This is a genomic window from Hymenobacter sp. (assembly GCF_035709525.1).
Taxonomy (GTDB): Bacteria; Bacteroidota; Bacteroidia; order Cytophagales; family Hymenobacteraceae; genus Hymenobacter.
Genome location: NZ_DASTEP010000136.1, coordinates 24,382 through 42,043 on the forward strand (window position 1 = coordinate 24,382; position 17,662 = coordinate 42,043).

The following is a 17,662-nucleotide window of genomic DNA, read 5'->3' on the forward strand; positions in this document are numbered from 1 at the left end:
TCGCTCGGGATAAAGGCCGGGCGCGCTACATTGCCGCCCGAGCCTTTGCCCGACCTTATGAAGCGACTTTTCGCCGCCGTACTTTTCACCAGCCTCCTCCACCTGCTGCCGGCCCAGGCGCAACCCGGCAAGCCCGGCACCGCGCCCGCTGCCAAGCCGCCGGCCCCCGCCGCGCCCGACGGCCGCGCGCCTGGCCAAACCCGCCCCGGCCAGGTAGCAGTAAGCCAGCGCTACACCGGCCACCTTTCGGCCGACCCGGCGCAGTTTATCCTCGATGTGGGAACGATGATGCTGGCTACCAACAACAACGCGGCCAAGCTGACGGGCGACAAGCTGCGCCAGCTGTGGGGTAGCAACACGCTCACCAGCAGCCAGCAGCTGCGCATTGCGGAGCTGTCGCAAAAGCTGCTCGATAAAAAATTCCGGCCGCAGCCGCATTTGGCGGCGTTTTACGCGGCCATCGTAGGCGGCAAAAACCAGGCGAAGCTGAGCGACGCCCAGCTCGACCAACTGCTGGAGGTGTTGGGGCAGTCGCTGGAGCGCGACCCGACGGGCGACACCGAGAAATTTCTGATTACTACCTCGCGGGTGCTGAATGGTGGGTATTTGTACCGCTCGGGCTTCAACTCGCTGCGCGTGGCGGGCGGGCAGTTCTCGTTTGTGCACAAGGGTAAGGCTACTGAGGCTGTGCCCGGCCTCAGCTTCGACAATGACAAGCCCGCCGAGCCCGCGCCCCTGCCGGCCGCCAAGCCCGCCGCTGCCGTCAAGCCGGTAGCGAAGGCTAAGCCCAAACCCAAGCCGGTAGTGAAAAAACGCGCCAGTGATGGCTGGGACACCGGCGACCTGTGGTCGACTACGCCGACCAAAAAGAAGAACGACGGCTGGGGCGATGACGGCTGGGGCCCGCCCCCGCCCAAGAAAAAAACCGCCTCCAATGACGGTTGGGGCGCCCCCGCCGCCAACGATGGCTGGGGCGCGCCCGCGCCCAAAAAGAAAGCGCCGGTTAAAACTGTGGCGAAGGCACCAGTTAAAGCCCCAACTGCTAAGCCGGCCGCTACTGCCGCGCCCGCCAACGATAGTTTCGACCAGCCCGACGTGCCCTTTGCGCCTTCGGTGGCGGCTGCCCTGGCGGCTTACTACCCGCCGGCGGTGAGCGGGCCGGTGATAGATATTAAGGATGCCGACATCGTGATGGGCACGGCCGGCGACTCGATGGTGCTGCACAAGGTGAGCGGCACCACGGCCGTGCTGAGCAACCGCTTCCTGGCCACGGGTGGCAAGATGGACTGGACCGTCAAAAGCAACCCCGTGTCGGCCGAGCTGGGGCCGTTTGATTTTGATTTGAGCAAGCCCGAGTTTACGGCCCAGCCGGTGACGCTCACGTTCCCCTACCTGTTTGAAACCCCGGTGAAGGGCGCGCTGAGCTACAAGGCCGTGCGCCGCAAGCCGGCCAGCGGCGACACAGGCTACCCGCGCTTTATCTCGCTTACTAATGATGTGCGGCTCAAGAACATGGGCGAGGGCATCACGTACCAGGGCGGTTTGTCGATGGCCGGCGAGCGGCTGCTGTCGGCGGCGCTTGATGGCTCGCTGGCTACCATCACGGTGCAGCAGGAGGGCAAGCGGCGCTTCCGGGCCACCTCGCGTAATTACGTGCTCGGCGACTCGGTAATCTCAACGACGCGGGCGGCGGTGGCTTTGTACGAGGCTGCGCACGACTCCATCACGCACCCCGGCGTGGAGCTGAAATATTTGAAAAATAAGCAAAGCCTCAAGCTATTGCAGGAAGATGGCACGTTCCGCAAAACGCCCTATTCCGACTCGTACCACCAGGTAGACGTGCGGGCCGAAATGGTGACCTGGAACCTGCGCGAGCCCAAGATTAACTTCAGCATCTACACCTCGCCCAACCAGGTATCGGCCGATTTTGAGAGCAAGAATTTCTTCTCCAACGTGCGCTACCAGCAGCTCAAGAGCATCAACCACCTGCACCCGCTGCAAATGCTGCTGGGCTACAGCCAAGAGCATGGCAAGGTGCAAACCATGTCGGTGCGCGACGTGGCCGAGGCCGTGCAGATACCCGAAGCCAACCTGCGCTCGGCCGTGGTGAGTTTGGCCCGCGACGGCTACGTGGAGGTGCAGCCCCAAACCGGCCAGGTAACGCTGCTGCCCAAGGGCACGCACTACGTGGGCGCGGCCCGCGAAAAAAAGGACTTCGACCACATCGCTATTAAGTCGCTCACCGGCTCGGGGCGCTCGGCCACGCTCAACCTCAATACCGACCAGATGCTGGTGCGCGGGGTAGAGCAATTCAGTTTCAGCGACGACTCGGCGGCCGTGGTGGTGCGGCCCGATAGCGGCGTGGTCCGCATCGAGCGCAACCGCAATCTGCACTTTAGCGGGCGGGTGGTTGCGTCGGCCTATCGGTTTAAAGGCAAGGACTTTCAGTTCGACTACGACGGCTACTATATTGATATGCCGCACATCGACTCGCTGACCATTCGCAGCAAGGCACCTAAGAAAGCGGCCGGCAAAAACACTACCCGCCCCACCGATTTCACCCTCACCAACAAGGGTAATACGCAAAGCGGGCGCCTATTCCTGAACGACCCCAAAAACCGCTCGGGGCGCAAAAAGCTGGGCAAATACCCGGCCTTTAACTCGACTTCGGGGGCCACGGTATTCTTTAACAAGCCCGACGTGCTGGGCGGCGCTTACGACTCGACTACTTACTTCGACGTGCCACCCTTCAAGTTCGACTCGATGGGCACGGGCAAGTCGCGGGCCAACGTGGTGGGGGTATTCCACAGTAAGGCGCTGCCGCCGATTAAGACGACCATGACGACGCAAGAGGATGGCTCGCTGGGCTTCGTGCACACGGTGCCAGCCACGGGCTACGCCCTGTACGGCGGCAAGGGTAAGCTCTCGGGCGGGGCCAAGGTGCGCCTCAACTCGCAGGGCTTGCAGTCGGACGGCACCGTAACCTACCTCGGCGCGACCCTGCAAAGTGACCGCTTCGTGATGTACGGCGACTCGCTGACCGGCGAGGGCAAAGCGGGCGCTATCGCGGCCGGGGCCAACTTTCCGAAGGTAACGATGCCGCCCGGCTACCTCATCAACTGGAATGCGAAGTCGGACTCGCTGCACCTGATGACGACCGCCAAAACCGCCCCGGTGAAGATGTACGCCGACCACACCTTCAAGGGTAGTATGCTGCTGACGCCCAAGGGCCTGGGCGGCGACGGCCGCCTCGACGGCCCGCAGAGCTACGTGCGCTCGGAGTCGCTGACGTTTAAAAACGACTCGTACTCGGGCAAGAAGGCGGTGCTGAGCGTGAAATCGGCCCAGGCCGGCAAGCCCGCCCTCACGGCCAACGACACCAATTTCAGCTACGACCTCAAGAACGGCGTGGCCGAGTTTAAGCGCGACGAGGGTAGCACGGCCAGTCTCGATTTGCCCTACGCGGGCTTCCGCACCGGGCTGAGCGAGGGGCGCTGGGACTTCAAAAAGAAGCGCGTGACGCTGAAAACAACCGATGCCAACGCGGCCGCTTACGTGGCCTCGACCCGGCCCGAGCAAAAGGGCCTGAAGTTTAAGGCTACTTCGGCCTCCTACGACATTACGAAGTCGCTGCTCGCCACCAAGGGCGTGCCCTACATCGCGGCGGCCGACGCCTGGATAGTGCCCGACTCGGGCCGCGTGACGGTGGCCGGCGGCGGCAAAATTCAGACCCTGCGCCGGGCTACGGTGCTGCTCGACTCGCTGGAGCGGTTTCACAAGCTGACGGGCGGCAACATCACCGTGACCTCGCGCGATGCCTTTAGTGGCGATGCGCGCTACATTTCGCGCACCGCTACCGGCGACTCGGTGGCCATGAAATTCACCAATTTCCGGTCCGATTCGTCGGCCCTGGTGAGCCAGGCCAGCAAAAAGCGGTTTAGCCTGCTGCGCCGCTCGCCGGCCGCCAGTGCCACGCCGCCCAGCGTGGCTACCACGGCCACGGCCAGCGTCGATAACAACCAGAAGTTTCAGCTGGCGCCCAGCATCGGCTACCGCGGCGGCATCAGTTTGAATTCGCAGAAGCGTGGCCTCATCTTCGACGGGCAGGTGCAGCTGCAATTTGGCAAGCTGAAAGGCGCCTCCGATTGGTTTGCGGTGCAGGATAGCATCGACCCCAAAAACGTGGTGCTGACTTTGAGCAAGCCTAAAACCGAGGATGGGACCGAGCTGGTAACCGGCCTGTTCTTGTCGGACGCCGACAACAAGCTATACCCGCGCTACGCGGCGGCCAAAGCCACGGAAGCCGACCTGCCCGTGCTGGCCGTGGATGGCAAACTGCGTTACGCCGCCAAAACCGGCGAGTACACCATCTCGAAAATTGACCCCGCCGACCCCAAGCAGTACGAGGGCGCGGTGCTGACCTACAACGAAACCAACGGCCGCGTGGACTTCCGGGGGCCGATGAATTTCATTGTGAGCAATAAAAACTACGGCCTCACGGCGGCCGGCGTGGGCCAGGCCAACCCCGACAGCGCCCGCTATCAGGTAGATGCGCTGCTGGGCTTCGACATCAACATGACCAGCAAGGCCCTCGATGTGATGGCCGCCAACCTGGGCCAGGTAACCAAGAATGGGCAGCCGGCCCTCGACGGCTCCACCGCCGAGCTGTACAAGATAGGCCAGCTGGCCGGCAACAAAGCCACCGAAGCCTACGCCAGCCGCTCGCCCAACACGGCCCCGCCGCTGCTGGCAACGGTATCGCCCAAGCTCATCCACTCGCTGACCTTGAGCCGCGCCAACCTGCGCTGGAGTGCCAAGCGCAAAGCCTGGCACTCGGTGGGTAAAATCGGGGTGGCGGGCATCAACAAGCGCGGCCTCAACGCGCTGGTGGATGGCTACATCGAAATCAAGCGCGAAAACTCGACCGACCAGGTAGAGGTGTATCTGGAGGCCGACCCGCAGACGTGGTACTACATCCGCTACGCTAATAATATCGTGGTCACGATGTCGTCGAGCGAAACCTACAACGGCTTGGTGGGCGGCAAGGCCAAGGGCGACCCCAACACGGCCACCGAGTTTGGCGTGTTTCTGGGCGATTACTCGGATGTCGATGGCTTCCGCTCGCACTTCGAGCGCGAGTATTTGGGCAAGTCGGGCAAGCTCGCCGCCCGCCCCGCCGCCCCCGAGCCCGCACCTGAGGTAGACACCGACAAGGGCAAGAAGAAAAAGAAGAAGTCGGACGACCCCTTCGGCGATGGCGAAATAACGCCGCCCCCAAGCGCCGACCCTACCACCGACGCCGACGCGGGCAAGAAATCCAAGAAAAAGAAGAAGGACAACGACCCCTTCGCTGACGGTGAAATAGCCCCGGCCGCTGCCGAACCCGCCAAAAAGGAGAAGGAGAAAGCCAAGGAGAAAGAGGCCGCGCCCGCCGCCGACCCCACCGCTACCCCCGCCGAAGACACGGGCAAGAAGTCGAAGAAGGAGAAAAAGAAAGAGGCCGAGGCGGCCCCTGAGCCCGCCGCCGACCCCTCGGCCGAGCCGACTACCGACCCCGGCAAGAAGTCGAAGAAAAAGAAGAAAGCCGAGGACGACCCCTTCGGCGATTCGTAAGCTCAAGTGCCCCGAAGCCCTGCTTCGGGGTACTTTTGTTTTCAACCCACCCTTCCGTATGCTCTACATTGTACTCGCGCTGCTGGCCGCCTACCTGCTTGGTTCCATCCCGACGGCCCTGTGGGTAGGGCGGTGGTTTTTTCAGCTGGCCGACATCCGCGAGCACGGCTCGGGCAATGCCGGGGCCACCAATACCTTCCGGGTGCTGGGCAAGAAAGCGGGCACGTTTGTGCTGCTATTCGATGCCTTTAAGGGTTTTGCGGCGGCGTACTTCCTGCCCAACTGGCTGCTGAGCCAGCAGGTTATCGCGCCCGAAAACCTGTTTTACTTCCGCCTGGCGTGCGGGGTGCTGGCGGTGGTGGGGCACATCTACCCGGTGCTGGCGCAGTTTCGGGGTGGCAAGGGGGTAGCTACCATTCTGGGGATGATGTTGGCTATCGCGCCGGCTACGGTGGGGGTGGCGCTGCTGGTGTTTCTGGTGGTGCTGGGCACCACGCGCTACGTGTCGCTGAGCAGCATGACGGCCGGCGTGGCCTTTGCGTTTTTACAGCTGCTGCCTGCTTTTCGGCCCGCTAACTCACTGCAAATCTGGTTTGGCTTTGTGCTGGCGGCCATGCTTATCTATACCCACCGCGCCAACATCGGCCGGCTGCGGGCGGGCACCGAAAGCCGCGTGCCGCTGTGGGGCAAGCGGTAGAAGGAAGGCGCAGCGGCCGGCCACCCTGGCTTTAGGCCGGTTGGGCGAGTATTTAGCCTAATTCAAGGGGCGAATTGCACTTATCAGAGCTTAGCGCTACCTGCTGGGCAAGGTGCTTGTGACCAAACCATTACTTTTGCACAATATTTTTCCTGCTTATATGCCAACTCCCACCTACCTGACTCAGCATCAAAACCGCTTTCTTGAAGAGCTAATCGACTGGCTGCGCATCCCGTCCGTTTCGGCCGACCCCAAGTTTCACGGCGACGTGCTGCGCGCGGCCGATTTCCTGGCCGAGCGCCTGCGCGAGGCCGGAGCTACCCACGTCGAGCTGTGCCCCACGGCCGGCAACCCCATCGTGTACGGCGAGTACATGGCCGGCCCCGACCGGCCCACCGTTCTCGTGTATGGCCACTACGACGTGCAGCCCGCCGACCCCTACGAGCTGTGGACCTCGCCGCCCTTCGAGCCGGTAATTAAGGACGAGAAAATATACGCTCGTGGGGCCTGCGACGACAAAGGCCAGGTGTACATGCACGTGAAGGCGCTCGAAATGATGCTGCGCGACGGCGGCGCAGGCGTGCCCTGCAACCTCAAATTCATGATTGAAGGCGAAGAGGAAGTGGGCTCGAACAACCTCGCCATCTTCGTGCGCGAAAACAAGGCGAAGCTCGCCGCCGACGTCATCCTCATCTCCGATACCGGCATTCTGGCCAACGATGTGCCCAGCATCGAGGTAGGGCTGCGCGGCCTCAGCTACCACGAGGTAGAAGTGACCGGCCCCAACCGCGACCTGCATTCCGGCCTCTACGGCGGCGCGGTGATGAACCCCATCAACGCGCTCTGCGACATGATAAGCAGCCTGCACGACGAAAACCGTCACATCACCATCCCCGGCTTCTACGACAACGTGGCCGAGCTCAGCGCCGCCGAGCGCGCCGAGATGGCCCAGGCCCCGTTTTCGCAAGCGGAGTTTGATGCCAGCATCGGGCTGCCCGCCGCCGCCGGCGAGGCCGGCTTCACTACCCCCGAGCGCACCAGCATCCGGCCCACGCTCGATGTCAACGGTATCTGGGGCGGCTACACCGGCGAGGGTGCTAAGACGGTAATCGCCAGCAAGGCCTACGCTAAAATATCGATGCGCCTGGTGCCGCACCAAACCAGCGACGAGATTACGGCGCTGTTTCAGAAGCACTTTGAGAGCATTGCGCCGGCCGGCGTTACGGTGAAGGTAACGCCGCACCACGGCGGCGAGCCCGTGGTGACACCTACCGACTCGGCCGCCTACCGCGCCGCCGCCCGCGCCATGACCACCACCTTCGGCAAAAAGCCGGTGCCCACGCGCGGCGGCGGCTCCATCCCCATCGTGGCCATGTTCAAAACCGAATTGGGCCTCGACTCGGTGCTGCTCGGCTTCGGCCTCGACTCCGACGCCATCCACTCGCCCAACGAGCATTTCGGCGTCTTCAACTTCCTGAAAGGCATCGAAACCATCCCCGAATTCTACCGCGAGTACGCGGCCGGCGAGTAGGGGAGTAGTTGCCCTGTAAAAGTAAAAAGCCCGATTCCTGCGCAGGAATCGGGCTTTTTAATGGCCGCCAGCGCGGCCTAGCGGCCGCTTACCGAGTAGGTGAGGTAAAGCTGGAAGGCGCTGTTGCGGGCGCGGCGCTGCACGGTCAGGTTGCCGAAGGTGGCGGCTTTGTCTACGTTGGTGAAGCCGCCGTTGTAGCGCAGGCCTACCCCGAGGCCGTGCTTGAGCTGATAGCCCAGCCCGAAGAGGTAACCAAAATCGACGCTGTTAAGCGTGCTTTTTATATCGGTAGAAGCGCTGCCGCTCTGGTACTTGGCGCCTACCAGAAAGCCTACCTGCGGGCCAGCTTCGAAAAACAGCCCGCCAGAATTGACGTGAAACGCGAGCGGTACATCGACATAGTGCAAGCGCTGCGATACATCAGTCACATTGTCGTAGTTGGTTCCCTTCTGCGAATACAGCAACTCGGGCTGGAACGCAAAAAGCTTGGTAAGCCCAATGTTGGCAAACACGCCTGCGTGAAACCCGAAGCGGTTGTCATACGCCTTGGCGTCGGCCCCGGTGAAGCTGGTGAGTGAAGCGCCCGCCTTCAAACCCAACGATACGCTGGGGCTACCGCCGCCGCTGCGGCCCCGCTGTGCCTGCGCGGCAGTGCTGGCAGTCAGGCTTAAGGCTAGTAAGGCTATCGTCGATTTTTTCATTGAGTAGAAGTAAGAAAGTGGCCGAAAAAGGCAAATTTACGGCTCGCTGCCAAGGCTGTTGGGTATGAAAAAAGCCGGCTCTCGTGCAAGAGCCGGCTGCAAGTAGCTTAGGTTTAGAGATTTATTTGCCGCCAAATAGGAAGCTCAGATACAGTTGAAAGGCGCTGTTACGAACGGCTGATGACGTCCTATTGTTTTTGCTGATGTTGGTGAGGCCACCATTGTAGCGCAGGCCAATACCAGCCCCGTTGGTCAATTGATAGCCTACGCCAGTTGCAAAACCAAGCTCCACAGTATTGATTTCGTTTTTGAAATCATCTTTGCTGGTAGTAGTCCGGGAGCCTTGCGTAACCTCTGATTTGCTTTTAGCAGCTATGTTAAACCCAAGCTGCGGACCAAACTCCATGAACAAGCCGTTAGCCGTGACGCGAGCCAGCACGGGAACGTCGATATTGTGCAGGCGAGAGGTAGCCTTGACATTAAAGGTTGTGCCGTAGAAGTTATCCGATGCTTCCCGCCGAAAGCCCTTCATGGAGTAAAGTACCTCGGGTTGGATTGAGATAGCGTCGCTAAGCGCGAAGTTGGCGAAGGCTCCGCCATTAAAGCCGAATAAACCTTGGCCACTGGCTCCGCCGCCTGCAAAGTTGGTGAGCGAAGCGCCAGCTTTGATACCGAATTTGGTTGATTGAGCTTGGGCGGCCGTTGAAATACCCGCTAGCAGCCCCAGAGAGAGGAAAAATTTTTTCATTACAGAAAAAAGTGTATATAGCATGAGTGCCTGGCAAAGGTAGCGGAAGTATCTGCCAGCAGCACAAAAAACCCGACCATTTTGCAATGATCGGGTTTTTATTGAATTGTTAACTCGCTTTAAGGCAAGCGATATTATTTGCCGCCGAAAGCGTAGCCAACCTGAAGTTGGAATACCGAGTTGCGAACGTTGGGGTTTTGTACGAACTGGGCGTTGTTAGCCGAACCAGCCTTGAGCGAAGTAGAAGCGCCTTCTTTGTACACACGCGAAAAATCGCCGGTGTAGCGCAGACCGATTTGCAGGCCGCTAGTAATTTGGTAGCCCAGGCCACCTACATAGCCAATTACTACTTTATTGAGGTCGTTAGTGCTGGTGTTCTCCGTCTGCTGCGTGTTTACACCGCCGGTCTGAATGAAGTCACGGTTGTGTAGCACGAAGCTACCCTGCGGGCCAAGCTCCACGAAGAAGCCTTTGCCGTCTTCGCCTACGTTGTAACGCAGCATGATGGGCACATCGAGGTAGCCGAGCGTGCTTTTCAGCGTACGACCGCTTACTTGAAAGTCATCAACGGAAGCACCTTTCTGCGAGTACAGAAACTCAGGTTGAACCGAGAAGTTGTCCGAAACACCGAAGTTTACAAAACCACCGGCCGCGAAGCCAGCCTTGTATTCCGAACCTTTAGAGTCGGTACCCGAGAAAGTAGAGCCGTTGAAGCCGCCTTTCAAGCCAACCTTGATGCCAGTCTGGGCATTAGCAACGCCAGCAGCGCTAGCAAGAACGGCGAGTGATAGAATGAATTTTTTCATGGCTGAAAAAAAGGTGTGGATAAAACCGGCCGGTAAGATGAATAGCGAAATGCAGTAGACCGGAAATGCGCCTTATACAAGCGCCGTTGGGGCAGGGTTACAGTTTGAGAAAAAATTACTTTTATTCGGAGTAGCAGTTTCCAGTGCGATTAGGCGCGTATTTTTGGAACTGGTTTGCTGCCAGCTTTATGCCCTATCTGAGGTTTAGTAGGATATTGACGAGGAAAAAAACGAGTGTCCGAGCCATTGTGCTGGCCGCAGGCTGCGCGGCGGGGCAGGCCCAGGCCCAGCAGGTAGCGCCCACACCGGCCGCCTACGACTCGGTGGCCGTGCAGGCGGCCCGGCCGCCGCTGGTGCTGGGGGCCTACGCCCAGGGCAGCTTCATCCTCAACCACACGGCGGCCATCAGCCACCTGGCGGCCTCGCACCCCACGGGCTTCGAGCTGAATGCGCAGCGCCAAACCACCGGCCGCGCCGCCTGGCACGGCTGGTATAAGTACCCCAAAGTAGGCCTAGCGCTGGTGTACTACGACTACCACAACCCCATTCTGGACCGCAGCTACGCGGCTTCGCTGTACATCAGCAAGCCGTTTTTGCGCACGCGGCGGCAGGAGTTGAGCTTTCGGCTGGGCGCGGGGCTGGCGTGGTTTACCAACCCCTTCGACCTGCAAACCAACCGCAAGAACACCATCGTCAGCTCGCCGCTGAATGCCACCTTGCAGCTGCGCGTGGAATACGACTACGCCCTGAGCGAGCACCTGGGCCTGCTGGTGGGCGTGGCCGTCAACCACTACTCCAACGGGGCCACCACCAAGCCCAATTTTGGGGTCAACCTGCCCTCGCTGGTGCTGGGGCTCAACTACCACCAGCAGCGCCCCGCGCCCACGGTGCCCTACCTGGCCCCCGTCCCCACCGACGTGGGCCACAATTTCCTGCTGGCCAGTACGAGCCTGGGCTACAAGCAGTTTGGCCTGAGCGACGACAAGAAGTATTTCGTCAATTCCATCACCGTGGCCGCCGGCCGCCGCGTGAACCGCAAGAGCAATTTGCTGGTAGGCCTCGAAGGCTTTTACGACCGCTCGCTACTGGCGGCGCAAAAGGATACCACCCGCAGCGGCGGCAAGCTGGTCGATGTTAAAAAAGCCGGCGTTTTCATGGGCCACGAGTTGCTGTTTGGGCGGCTGGCGTTTGTGTCGCACCTGGGCGTATATTTTTATAACCCCTACAAATCCAACGCCTTTTACTACGAGCGGCTGGGGCTGCGCTACCAGTTCACCGACGTGGTATTTGGGGCGATAGACCTGAAAATCCACCGCGGCGCGGCCGACGTGATTGAGTTTAAAGTAGGGGCCAAGCTCGCCAAGCGGTAGTCAAATTTGGGTTGTTTTTGCGAGCGCAGCGAAGCAAGCCAAACGATTCGGCGGGCTCACACTACACTTCGGGCGCAGCTAGCGCGGCTTCGGGTAGTTGCAAGTTGAGAGGTGCCGGGTAAGCCACCATCTTTCGGCTATCAACCAAAAGCCGCCCCGGCGCTCGTCATGGAAACCTTCTTTTTGCTCAATCGCTGGCTGCACATTGCGGCTGGTTTCGTCGGGTTTTTTGTGGCTCCGGTGGCGCTGGCCGTGCGCAAGGGCGGGCCGGCGCACCGGCGCTGGGGCAAGATTTTCTTCTGGGCAATGGTGGTGGCGGGCACCACGGCGCTGGCGGGCGCGCAGCACATTCACAGTCTGTTTCTGCTGCTCACGGCGGTGTTTAGCCTCTACATGGCGGTCTTCGGCTACCGCTCGGTTTTCCTCAAGCCCCTCGCCTGGGATGCCCGCGTGGCCCTGCTCGACTGGGTGCTGGCTGGCGCGGGGCTGGCGGTATTCGTAGGTACCGTGGGCTACGGCCTAGCCACTGGCAACGTACCCGTGACGGTGTTCGGCGGCATCGGGGCGATTACGGCGGGGCGGCAGCTGCGCGGCTACGCCCAAGCCGGCCGCTGGAGCAAAAGCCAGTGGCTGCTCAACCATATTTCGGGTTTTATGGCCTCGTACATCGCGGCCGTTACGGCCTTTTCGGCTACCAGCCTGCACTTTATTCCTTTCCCGTATAGCTTTTTATGGCCCACGGTGCTGGGCGTGCCCGTCATCGCGTGGTGGCACCGACGGGTGCGGCAGCAGCGGGTAACTACCGCACCAGCGCCCGGTTTATCTGGCTCACCAGCCCCGGCCCTTCATAAATAAAGCCGGTGTAAAGCTGCACCAGACTCGCGCCCGCCGCCAGCTTATCCAGCGCATCCTGCGCCGAGTGGATGCCGCCCGCCCCGATGATGGGCAGCCCGCCCTGGCTGTGCCGATGCAGGTAGCGCACTACCTCGGTGGCCCGCTCGCGCAGGGGCCGCCCGCTGAGGCCGCCCGCGCCGTGGGCCGCCACGGTGGCGGCTGGCGTGCGCAGGCTCTCGGGCCGGGCAATGGTAGTATTCGTCGCCACCAGGCCGCTTAGCTTGGTTTCGCGGGCGATTTCCAGGATGTCGTCGAGCTGGGCGTCGGTGAGGTCGGGCGCGATTTTGAGCAGCAGCGGGCGCGGCGTGGCGCGGGCCTGGTTGCGCTCCTGCACGGCCTGCAAGAGGCTGATAAGCGGCTTCTTATCTTGCAGCTCGCGCAGGCCCGGCGTGTTGGGCGAGCTCACGTTGACCACAAAATAATCGACCTCCTCGGCCAGCGCCTCGTAAGCGGCTACGTAGTCTTGGGCGGCCTGCTCGTTGGGTGTGTCCTTGTTTTTGCCGATGTTGCCGCCGATGATGAGCTGCCGGTTTTTCCGCTGGCTCAGGCGCTCGGCCACCACCGTGGCCCCGTCGTTGTTGAAGCCCATGCGGTTAATCAGCGCCTCATCCTGGGGCAGCCGAAACAGGCGCGGCTGCGGGTTGCCGGGCTGCGGCCGGGGCGTCACGGTCCCGATTTCCACGAAGCCAAAGCCCATCGTAGCCAGCTCGTCGGTGAGCACGGCGTTTTTGTCGAGGCCGGCGGCCAACCCCACGGGGTTCGGAAATTTCAGGCCGAACACCTCGCGCGCCAGGCTCGGGTGCTGGTAGTCGTAGAGGCCGCGCAGCACGCTTTTGGCGCCCGGCAGGCCCGCCGCCCGCTTTAGGTTATCAAACGTGAAATGGTGAGCGCGCTCGGCGTCGAGCTTGAAAAGCAGGGGTTTGGCGAATTGCTTATACATAATCAAAATATATTATCCTGCCCAGCCCTCGCGGTCGAGCGAGCGGTACTGAATGGCCTCGGCTAAGTGTTGAATTTCAATCGCTTCGGTGCCCGCGAGGTCGGCGATAGTGCGCGCCACTTTCAGGATGCGGTCGTAAGCGCGGGCGCTGAGGCCGAGGCGCTCCATGGCGGTTTTGAGCAGGTCGCGGCCGGCGGGGCTTATCTGGCAAATATCCTTCACCATCTGCGAGGGCATCATGGCGTTGGAGTGGATGTCGGGGAAGTCGGCGAAGCGTTGGGTCTGAATTTCGCGGGCCTTTTCTACGCGCTGCTGAATGTCGGCGCTGGTTTCGGCCTTGCGCGTTTCGGTCATCTGGTCGAAGGTCACGGGCGTAACCTCCACGTGCAGGTCGATGCGGTCGAGCAGCGGGCCGCTCACCTTGTTGAGGTACTTTTGCACCACGCCGGGGCCGCACACGCACTCTTTTTCGGGGTGGTTGTAATAGCCACAGGGACAGGGGTTCATGCTGGCTATCAACATGAAATTGGCCGGAAAATCAATGCTTACTTTGGCCCGCGAAATTGTGACGCGGCGCTCCTCCAGCGGCTGGCGCATCACCTCCAGCACGGTGCGCTTAAACTCGGGCAGCTCGTCGAGGAACAGCACGCCATTGTGCGAAAGCGAGATTTCGCCGGGCTGCGGGTTGCCGCCGCCGCCTGTCAAATACAGAAGTTCCTGCGAATTTAGGGAATTCATTCTCGTCGCAATCTAGACGGTATATTGCTAGTAGGGAGGAAGAAAGGGCATAGTTGGCTGATTGCGGTTTACACATCATTACCAACATCATTTGCGAAATCTGACACAAGTTAGTGCGACTGCTTTAGGAATTTACAACACATCATAAGAATACTTCACCATGCCTGTCCGCGATATACCCCTTAAGTACTCTTCCATTGCCGGGGTAGCACCTAGCAAAAAGAATATGCGCTTGCACGGATTTGAATCGTCTCTGGAGCGTGACCTAATTTCTCTATTGGAATTTGACCGCAATGTGCAGTCTTTTGAAGAACAACCCGTGCGCATTGAGTTTGTGGGTAAAACCGGCCGACTGCATACATATACGCCGGACATATTGGTCCATTACCGTTCGGATAAACCACCGGGCGTATGGTTAAAGCCGCGCCTAATAGAAGTAAAGTATCGCGCAACTCTTTGGGCTGAGTGGGCGACGTTGCGTCCAAAATTTCAGGCTGCGGTTCAGTTTGCTGCCAAACGCGGTTGGGATTTTAAGATACTAACGGAAAAAGAGATTCGGACACAGTACTTAGAAAATGTGCGCTTCCTTAACCGTTATCGTTGGGTGAATGTCGAGCTTGGGTACATCCACCGCTTGCAGCAATTACTAGAGTTGCTGCCTGACACAACTCCATCCGAAATCATTCAACTTGCTGCACGCGATGCCTATAAGCAGGCCGAGTACCTGTTCGTGTTGTGGCATATGGTGGCATTAGGTGTAGTGGGCATCGAACTGACACATAAATTGACGATGCAAACGCCCATCTGGTCGAATAGCCATCAACGGACTTCTTTTATCCAGCCGACTCGCCGCCTATGAACCAGTTTTCCATCACTCCTAAGTCGACGGTGTCCTACGAAGGACACCACTATCAAGTCAAGGCCTTGCTAGATATGCGACGGCTGTTGATTGAGCGACCGGAAGACAACCACATCGTTGTGGTTGCCGTGGAGGACGTGCAGCCAGTCTATGCCAACGATGTCAAGACGCCGAGTTTTGAATTGGCCACTGAAGAACAGTGGGCTACCGCCAATAGACGCTTTGCGCTGTTGAAACCCATCTTAGAAAATCGGACGGACGGAGCCCTAGTGAAACAGATTGCGCGCGAAAACAACATTAATGCCAGCACCCTATACCGCTGGCTGGACCGCTACGAAGCCACTGGGCTTGTTGCTTCGCTGATGGAGCAGCCGCGCGATGGCGGTCGTGGTAAGACTCGATTGATGCCGGAAATCGATACTATTGTTCAACAGGCCATTAAGGACGAGTACCTCACTACGCAGCGCAAACCTTTGGCAAAAGTCCATCAAGTTGTTGCCACTCAATGCCAGCGGGCAGGCTTACCGGTGCCCCACCCCAATACAATTCGCAACCGAATTAGTCAGCTAACGGAGTACAGCCGTTTGCGTTACCGCTATGGAAAGGCTGCTGCCGATGAACAGTTAGCACCTCATAAAGGAAGTTTCCCCGGGGCCGATTATCCCTTGGCTTTCGTGCAAATTGACCACACGAAGCTGGATATCGAATTAGTCGATGATGCGCAGCGCCTGCCAGTGGGTAGGCCCTGGATTACGTTGGCCATCGACGTTTTCAGTCGCATGGTAGTCGGCTTCTATATCTCGCTAGACCCTCCCGGGGCTATGGGTACAGGGCTTTGTATCTCCAATGCGATCCTTCCCAAGGAGCAGTGGCTGGCCATGCATGATTTGAGTGGTGAATGGCCCTGCTGGGGTGTAATGCGGACGCTCCACCTAGACAACGCCCGCGAGTTCCACGGAACGATGCTCATGCGGGCGTGCGAGCAATATGGCATTGAACTGAACTGGCGCCCAGTCGCCACGCCAAGATATGGCGGACATATCGAGCGCTACCTAGGGACTGTTTTGGGGGAACTACATACACTGCCAGGTACTACGTTCTCCTCTATCAGTGAGCGGGGAGACTATCCTTCTGAAGAAAAGGCTGTGATGACGTTGCGAGAACTAGAGAAGTGGTTGTTGACGTATATCACGAACGTCTACCACAAACGCAAGCATAGTGCCCTTGGGATTGCCCCACTGGAGCGCTTCAAGCAAGGCATTTTCGGCACGGATACTCATTCGGGCAGCGGCATGCCGTTTCGCTACATGAACGAAGAGAAAGTGCGAATGGATTTCATGCCGTTCGAGGAACGTACCGTCCAGGAATATGGTGTATTGATTGACCACATCTACTACTATAGCGACGTATTGCGGCGTTGGATAAAGACGACGGATAAGTACAAGCGTCGGCAGAAATTACTTTTCAAACGGGATCCGCGTGATGTGAGCGTCGTGTATTTCTACGACCCAGAACTTCAGGAGCACTTTGCCATTCCCTATCGCGATACCTCGCGGCCACCCATGAGTATTTGGGAATACCGCGAAGCCATTCGTCGAGTAAAGGCCCAGAATATTCCGGTGGATGAGGAGCATATTTTTGCAGCCTACGAGGCGATGAGGCAGATTGAAGATCAAGCGGTTAAGCAGACAAAAGAAACACGTCGTCGTAATCAGCGCCAGGATGTACACGCAGCCCGGCAAGTTGCTCTGGCACCCAAACAAGCCTTGCGGGAAGAAGGAAATCGCTTAGATGCTCCCACTCCCCGGCAGTATGTTCCCTTTGGTGACCTCTAATCATGGATCATTTACATCCCAACCTGCATCCTCTGATGCAGGAGCCGCCAGCACGGCGAATTAAGGAACTGGCCCTGAGCCCCGTCATCGGCTATCCCCTTGCGAAAAAAGCAATGGACCGGCTAGAAGACCTTTTGGTACATCCCCCGACGCACCGCATGCCGAATTTGTTGCTGGTAGGCAACACGAATAATGGAAAGACAGTGATTGCCGGGCGCTTTTTAGAACTGCACCCGGCTTATTCGCTGCCAGATGAGGATTTTGTGCGCGTACCGGTTGTGATGGTGCAGGCTCCTCCGATTCCAGATGAGAAGCGCTTGTACAACGGCATCTTAGATAAGTTGGCGACTCCATATAAAGTCAACGATAAAATTGATCGCAAGCAGCATCAGGTAATGCAATTGCTGGCAACGGTTCAGGCCCGTATGCTTATCATTGACGAGATACATCATGTATTGGCCGGCAACCTAACGAAACAACGCGGCTTCTTGAACGTTATCAAGTACTTGTCAAATGAGTTGCAAATACCCATCGTAGCCATTGGTACCAAGGACGCCTTCCGTGCTATTCACACCGACCCGCAACTAGCCAATCGTTTTGAACCCCATTTGCTACCGCGTTGGAGAGACGGGGAGGACTACCGCCGACTACTAGCTAGCTTTGAGCGTAAACTACCGTTGAGGAAATCTTCCTACTTAGAAAGTGATGAGCTAAGTTTAAAGATACTTTCCATGAGTGAGGGAGCTATCGGCGAGATTTCAAACTTGCTTCGGCAAGCTGCCATCCGGGCTATTCATAATGGCCAAGAATGTATCACAACCCGGTTGCTGGAGCAGATAGGGTGGCAGGCCCCGTCTCAGCGAAAGGCAGTTATCAACCTGATGAATTGAGTAATTGTTTTTGCAATAACCAAAGCTCATCGTTGCGCTT

General features: G+C 59.0%; 12 protein-coding genes and 1 pseudogene. 8 read left to right on the forward strand and 5 right to left on the reverse strand.

What is annotated here, in order from left to right; all coding sequences use genetic code 11:
* Window positions 1-57: 57 nt before the first annotated feature.
* The 3 genes from VFO93_RS11830 (at window position 58) to VFO93_RS11840 (ending at window position 7,841) form a co-directional block, all read left to right on the forward strand.
* Window positions 58-5,613, forward strand: a complete 5,556-nt coding sequence (locus VFO93_RS11830; RefSeq protein WP_325134580.1) for a hypothetical protein — start codon at window positions 58-60, stop codon at window positions 5,611-5,613.
* Between the two features lie 58 nt (window positions 5,614-5,671).
* The gene (plsY, locus tag VFO93_RS11835) at window positions 5,672-6,310 is read left to right on the forward strand and encodes a glycerol-3-phosphate 1-O-acyltransferase PlsY (protein WP_325134581.1); all 639 of its coding nucleotides are present in this window, start codon (window positions 5,672-5,674) and stop codon (window positions 6,308-6,310) included.
* A 160-nt stretch (window positions 6,311-6,470) separates the two neighbouring features.
* Window positions 6,471-7,841 carry a dipeptidase gene (locus VFO93_RS11840; protein WP_325134582.1) on the forward strand — a complete coding sequence of 457 codons (1,371 nt, stop codon included), beginning with the start codon at window positions 6,471-6,473 and terminating at the stop codon, window positions 7,839-7,841.
* Between the two features lie 77 nt (window positions 7,842-7,918).
* Here VFO93_RS11840 and VFO93_RS11845 read toward each other — a convergent pair whose 3' ends face one another.
* From VFO93_RS11845 to VFO93_RS11855, 3 genes are all read right to left on the reverse strand, one after another.
* Window positions 7,919-8,542, reverse strand: coding sequence for a porin family protein (locus VFO93_RS11845; protein WP_325134583.1), 624 nt, complete (start codon window positions 8,540-8,542; stop codon window positions 7,919-7,921).
* 121 nt (window positions 8,543-8,663) lie between these two features.
* Complete coding sequence (locus tag VFO93_RS11850; protein WP_325134584.1) at window positions 8,664-9,290, reverse strand: porin family protein; 627 nt, start codon at window positions 9,288-9,290, stop codon at window positions 8,664-8,666.
* 134 nt (window positions 9,291-9,424) lie between these two features.
* Window positions 9,425-10,096 carry a porin family protein gene (locus tag VFO93_RS11855; RefSeq protein ID WP_325134585.1) on the reverse strand — a complete coding sequence of 224 codons (672 nt, stop codon included), beginning with the start codon at window positions 10,094-10,096 and terminating at the stop codon, window positions 9,425-9,427.
* A 215-nt stretch (window positions 10,097-10,311) separates the two neighbouring features.
* On the opposite strand from VFO93_RS11855, the gene VFO93_RS11860 reads away from it, so the two are divergent.
* Complete coding sequence (locus VFO93_RS11860) at window positions 10,312-11,466, forward strand: acyloxyacyl hydrolase (RefSeq protein WP_325134586.1); 1,155 nt, start codon at window positions 10,312-10,314, stop codon at window positions 11,464-11,466.
* A 168-nt stretch (window positions 11,467-11,634) separates the two neighbouring features.
* The gene (locus VFO93_RS11865; protein WP_325134587.1) at window positions 11,635-12,321 is read left to right on the forward strand and encodes a hypothetical protein; all 687 of its coding nucleotides are present in this window, start codon (window positions 11,635-11,637) and stop codon (window positions 12,319-12,321) included.
* Here the strand turns inward: VFO93_RS11865 and VFO93_RS11870 are convergent.
* Both VFO93_RS11870 and VFO93_RS11875 read right to left on the reverse strand, forming a co-directional pair.
* Window positions 12,266-13,300 carry a quinone-dependent dihydroorotate dehydrogenase gene (locus VFO93_RS11870; RefSeq protein ID WP_325134588.1) on the reverse strand — a complete coding sequence of 345 codons (1,035 nt, stop codon included), beginning with the start codon at window positions 13,298-13,300 and terminating at the stop codon, window positions 12,266-12,268. The two genes, VFO93_RS11865 and VFO93_RS11870, sit on opposite strands and share 56 nt — an antisense overlap.
* 12 nt (window positions 13,301-13,312) lie before the next feature.
* Window positions 13,313-14,005: pseudogene (locus VFO93_RS11875) on the reverse strand (YifB family Mg chelatase-like AAA ATPase); the annotation flags it as partial.
* Between the two features lie 193 nt (window positions 14,006-14,198).
* On the opposite strand from VFO93_RS11875, the gene VFO93_RS11880 reads away from it, so the two are divergent.
* From VFO93_RS11880 to VFO93_RS11890, 3 genes are read left to right on the forward strand one after another with little or no spacing between them, the layout of a single operon-like run.
* Complete coding sequence (locus VFO93_RS11880; protein ID WP_325134589.1) at window positions 14,199-14,897, forward strand: TnsA endonuclease N-terminal domain-containing protein; 699 nt, start codon at window positions 14,199-14,201, stop codon at window positions 14,895-14,897.
* Window positions 14,894-16,732, forward strand: a complete 1,839-nt coding sequence (locus tag VFO93_RS11885) for a helix-turn-helix domain-containing protein (RefSeq protein ID WP_325134590.1) — start codon at window positions 14,894-14,896, stop codon at window positions 16,730-16,732. Before VFO93_RS11880 ends, VFO93_RS11885 begins: the two co-directional genes overlap by 4 nt.
* A gap of 2 nt (window positions 16,733-16,734) precedes the next feature.
* Window positions 16,735-17,622 (forward strand): TniB family NTP-binding protein, encoded by an 888-nt coding sequence (locus VFO93_RS11890; protein WP_325134591.1) that lies wholly within the window; start codon window positions 16,735-16,737, stop codon window positions 17,620-17,622.
* Window positions 17,623-17,662 lie beyond the last annotated feature (40 nt).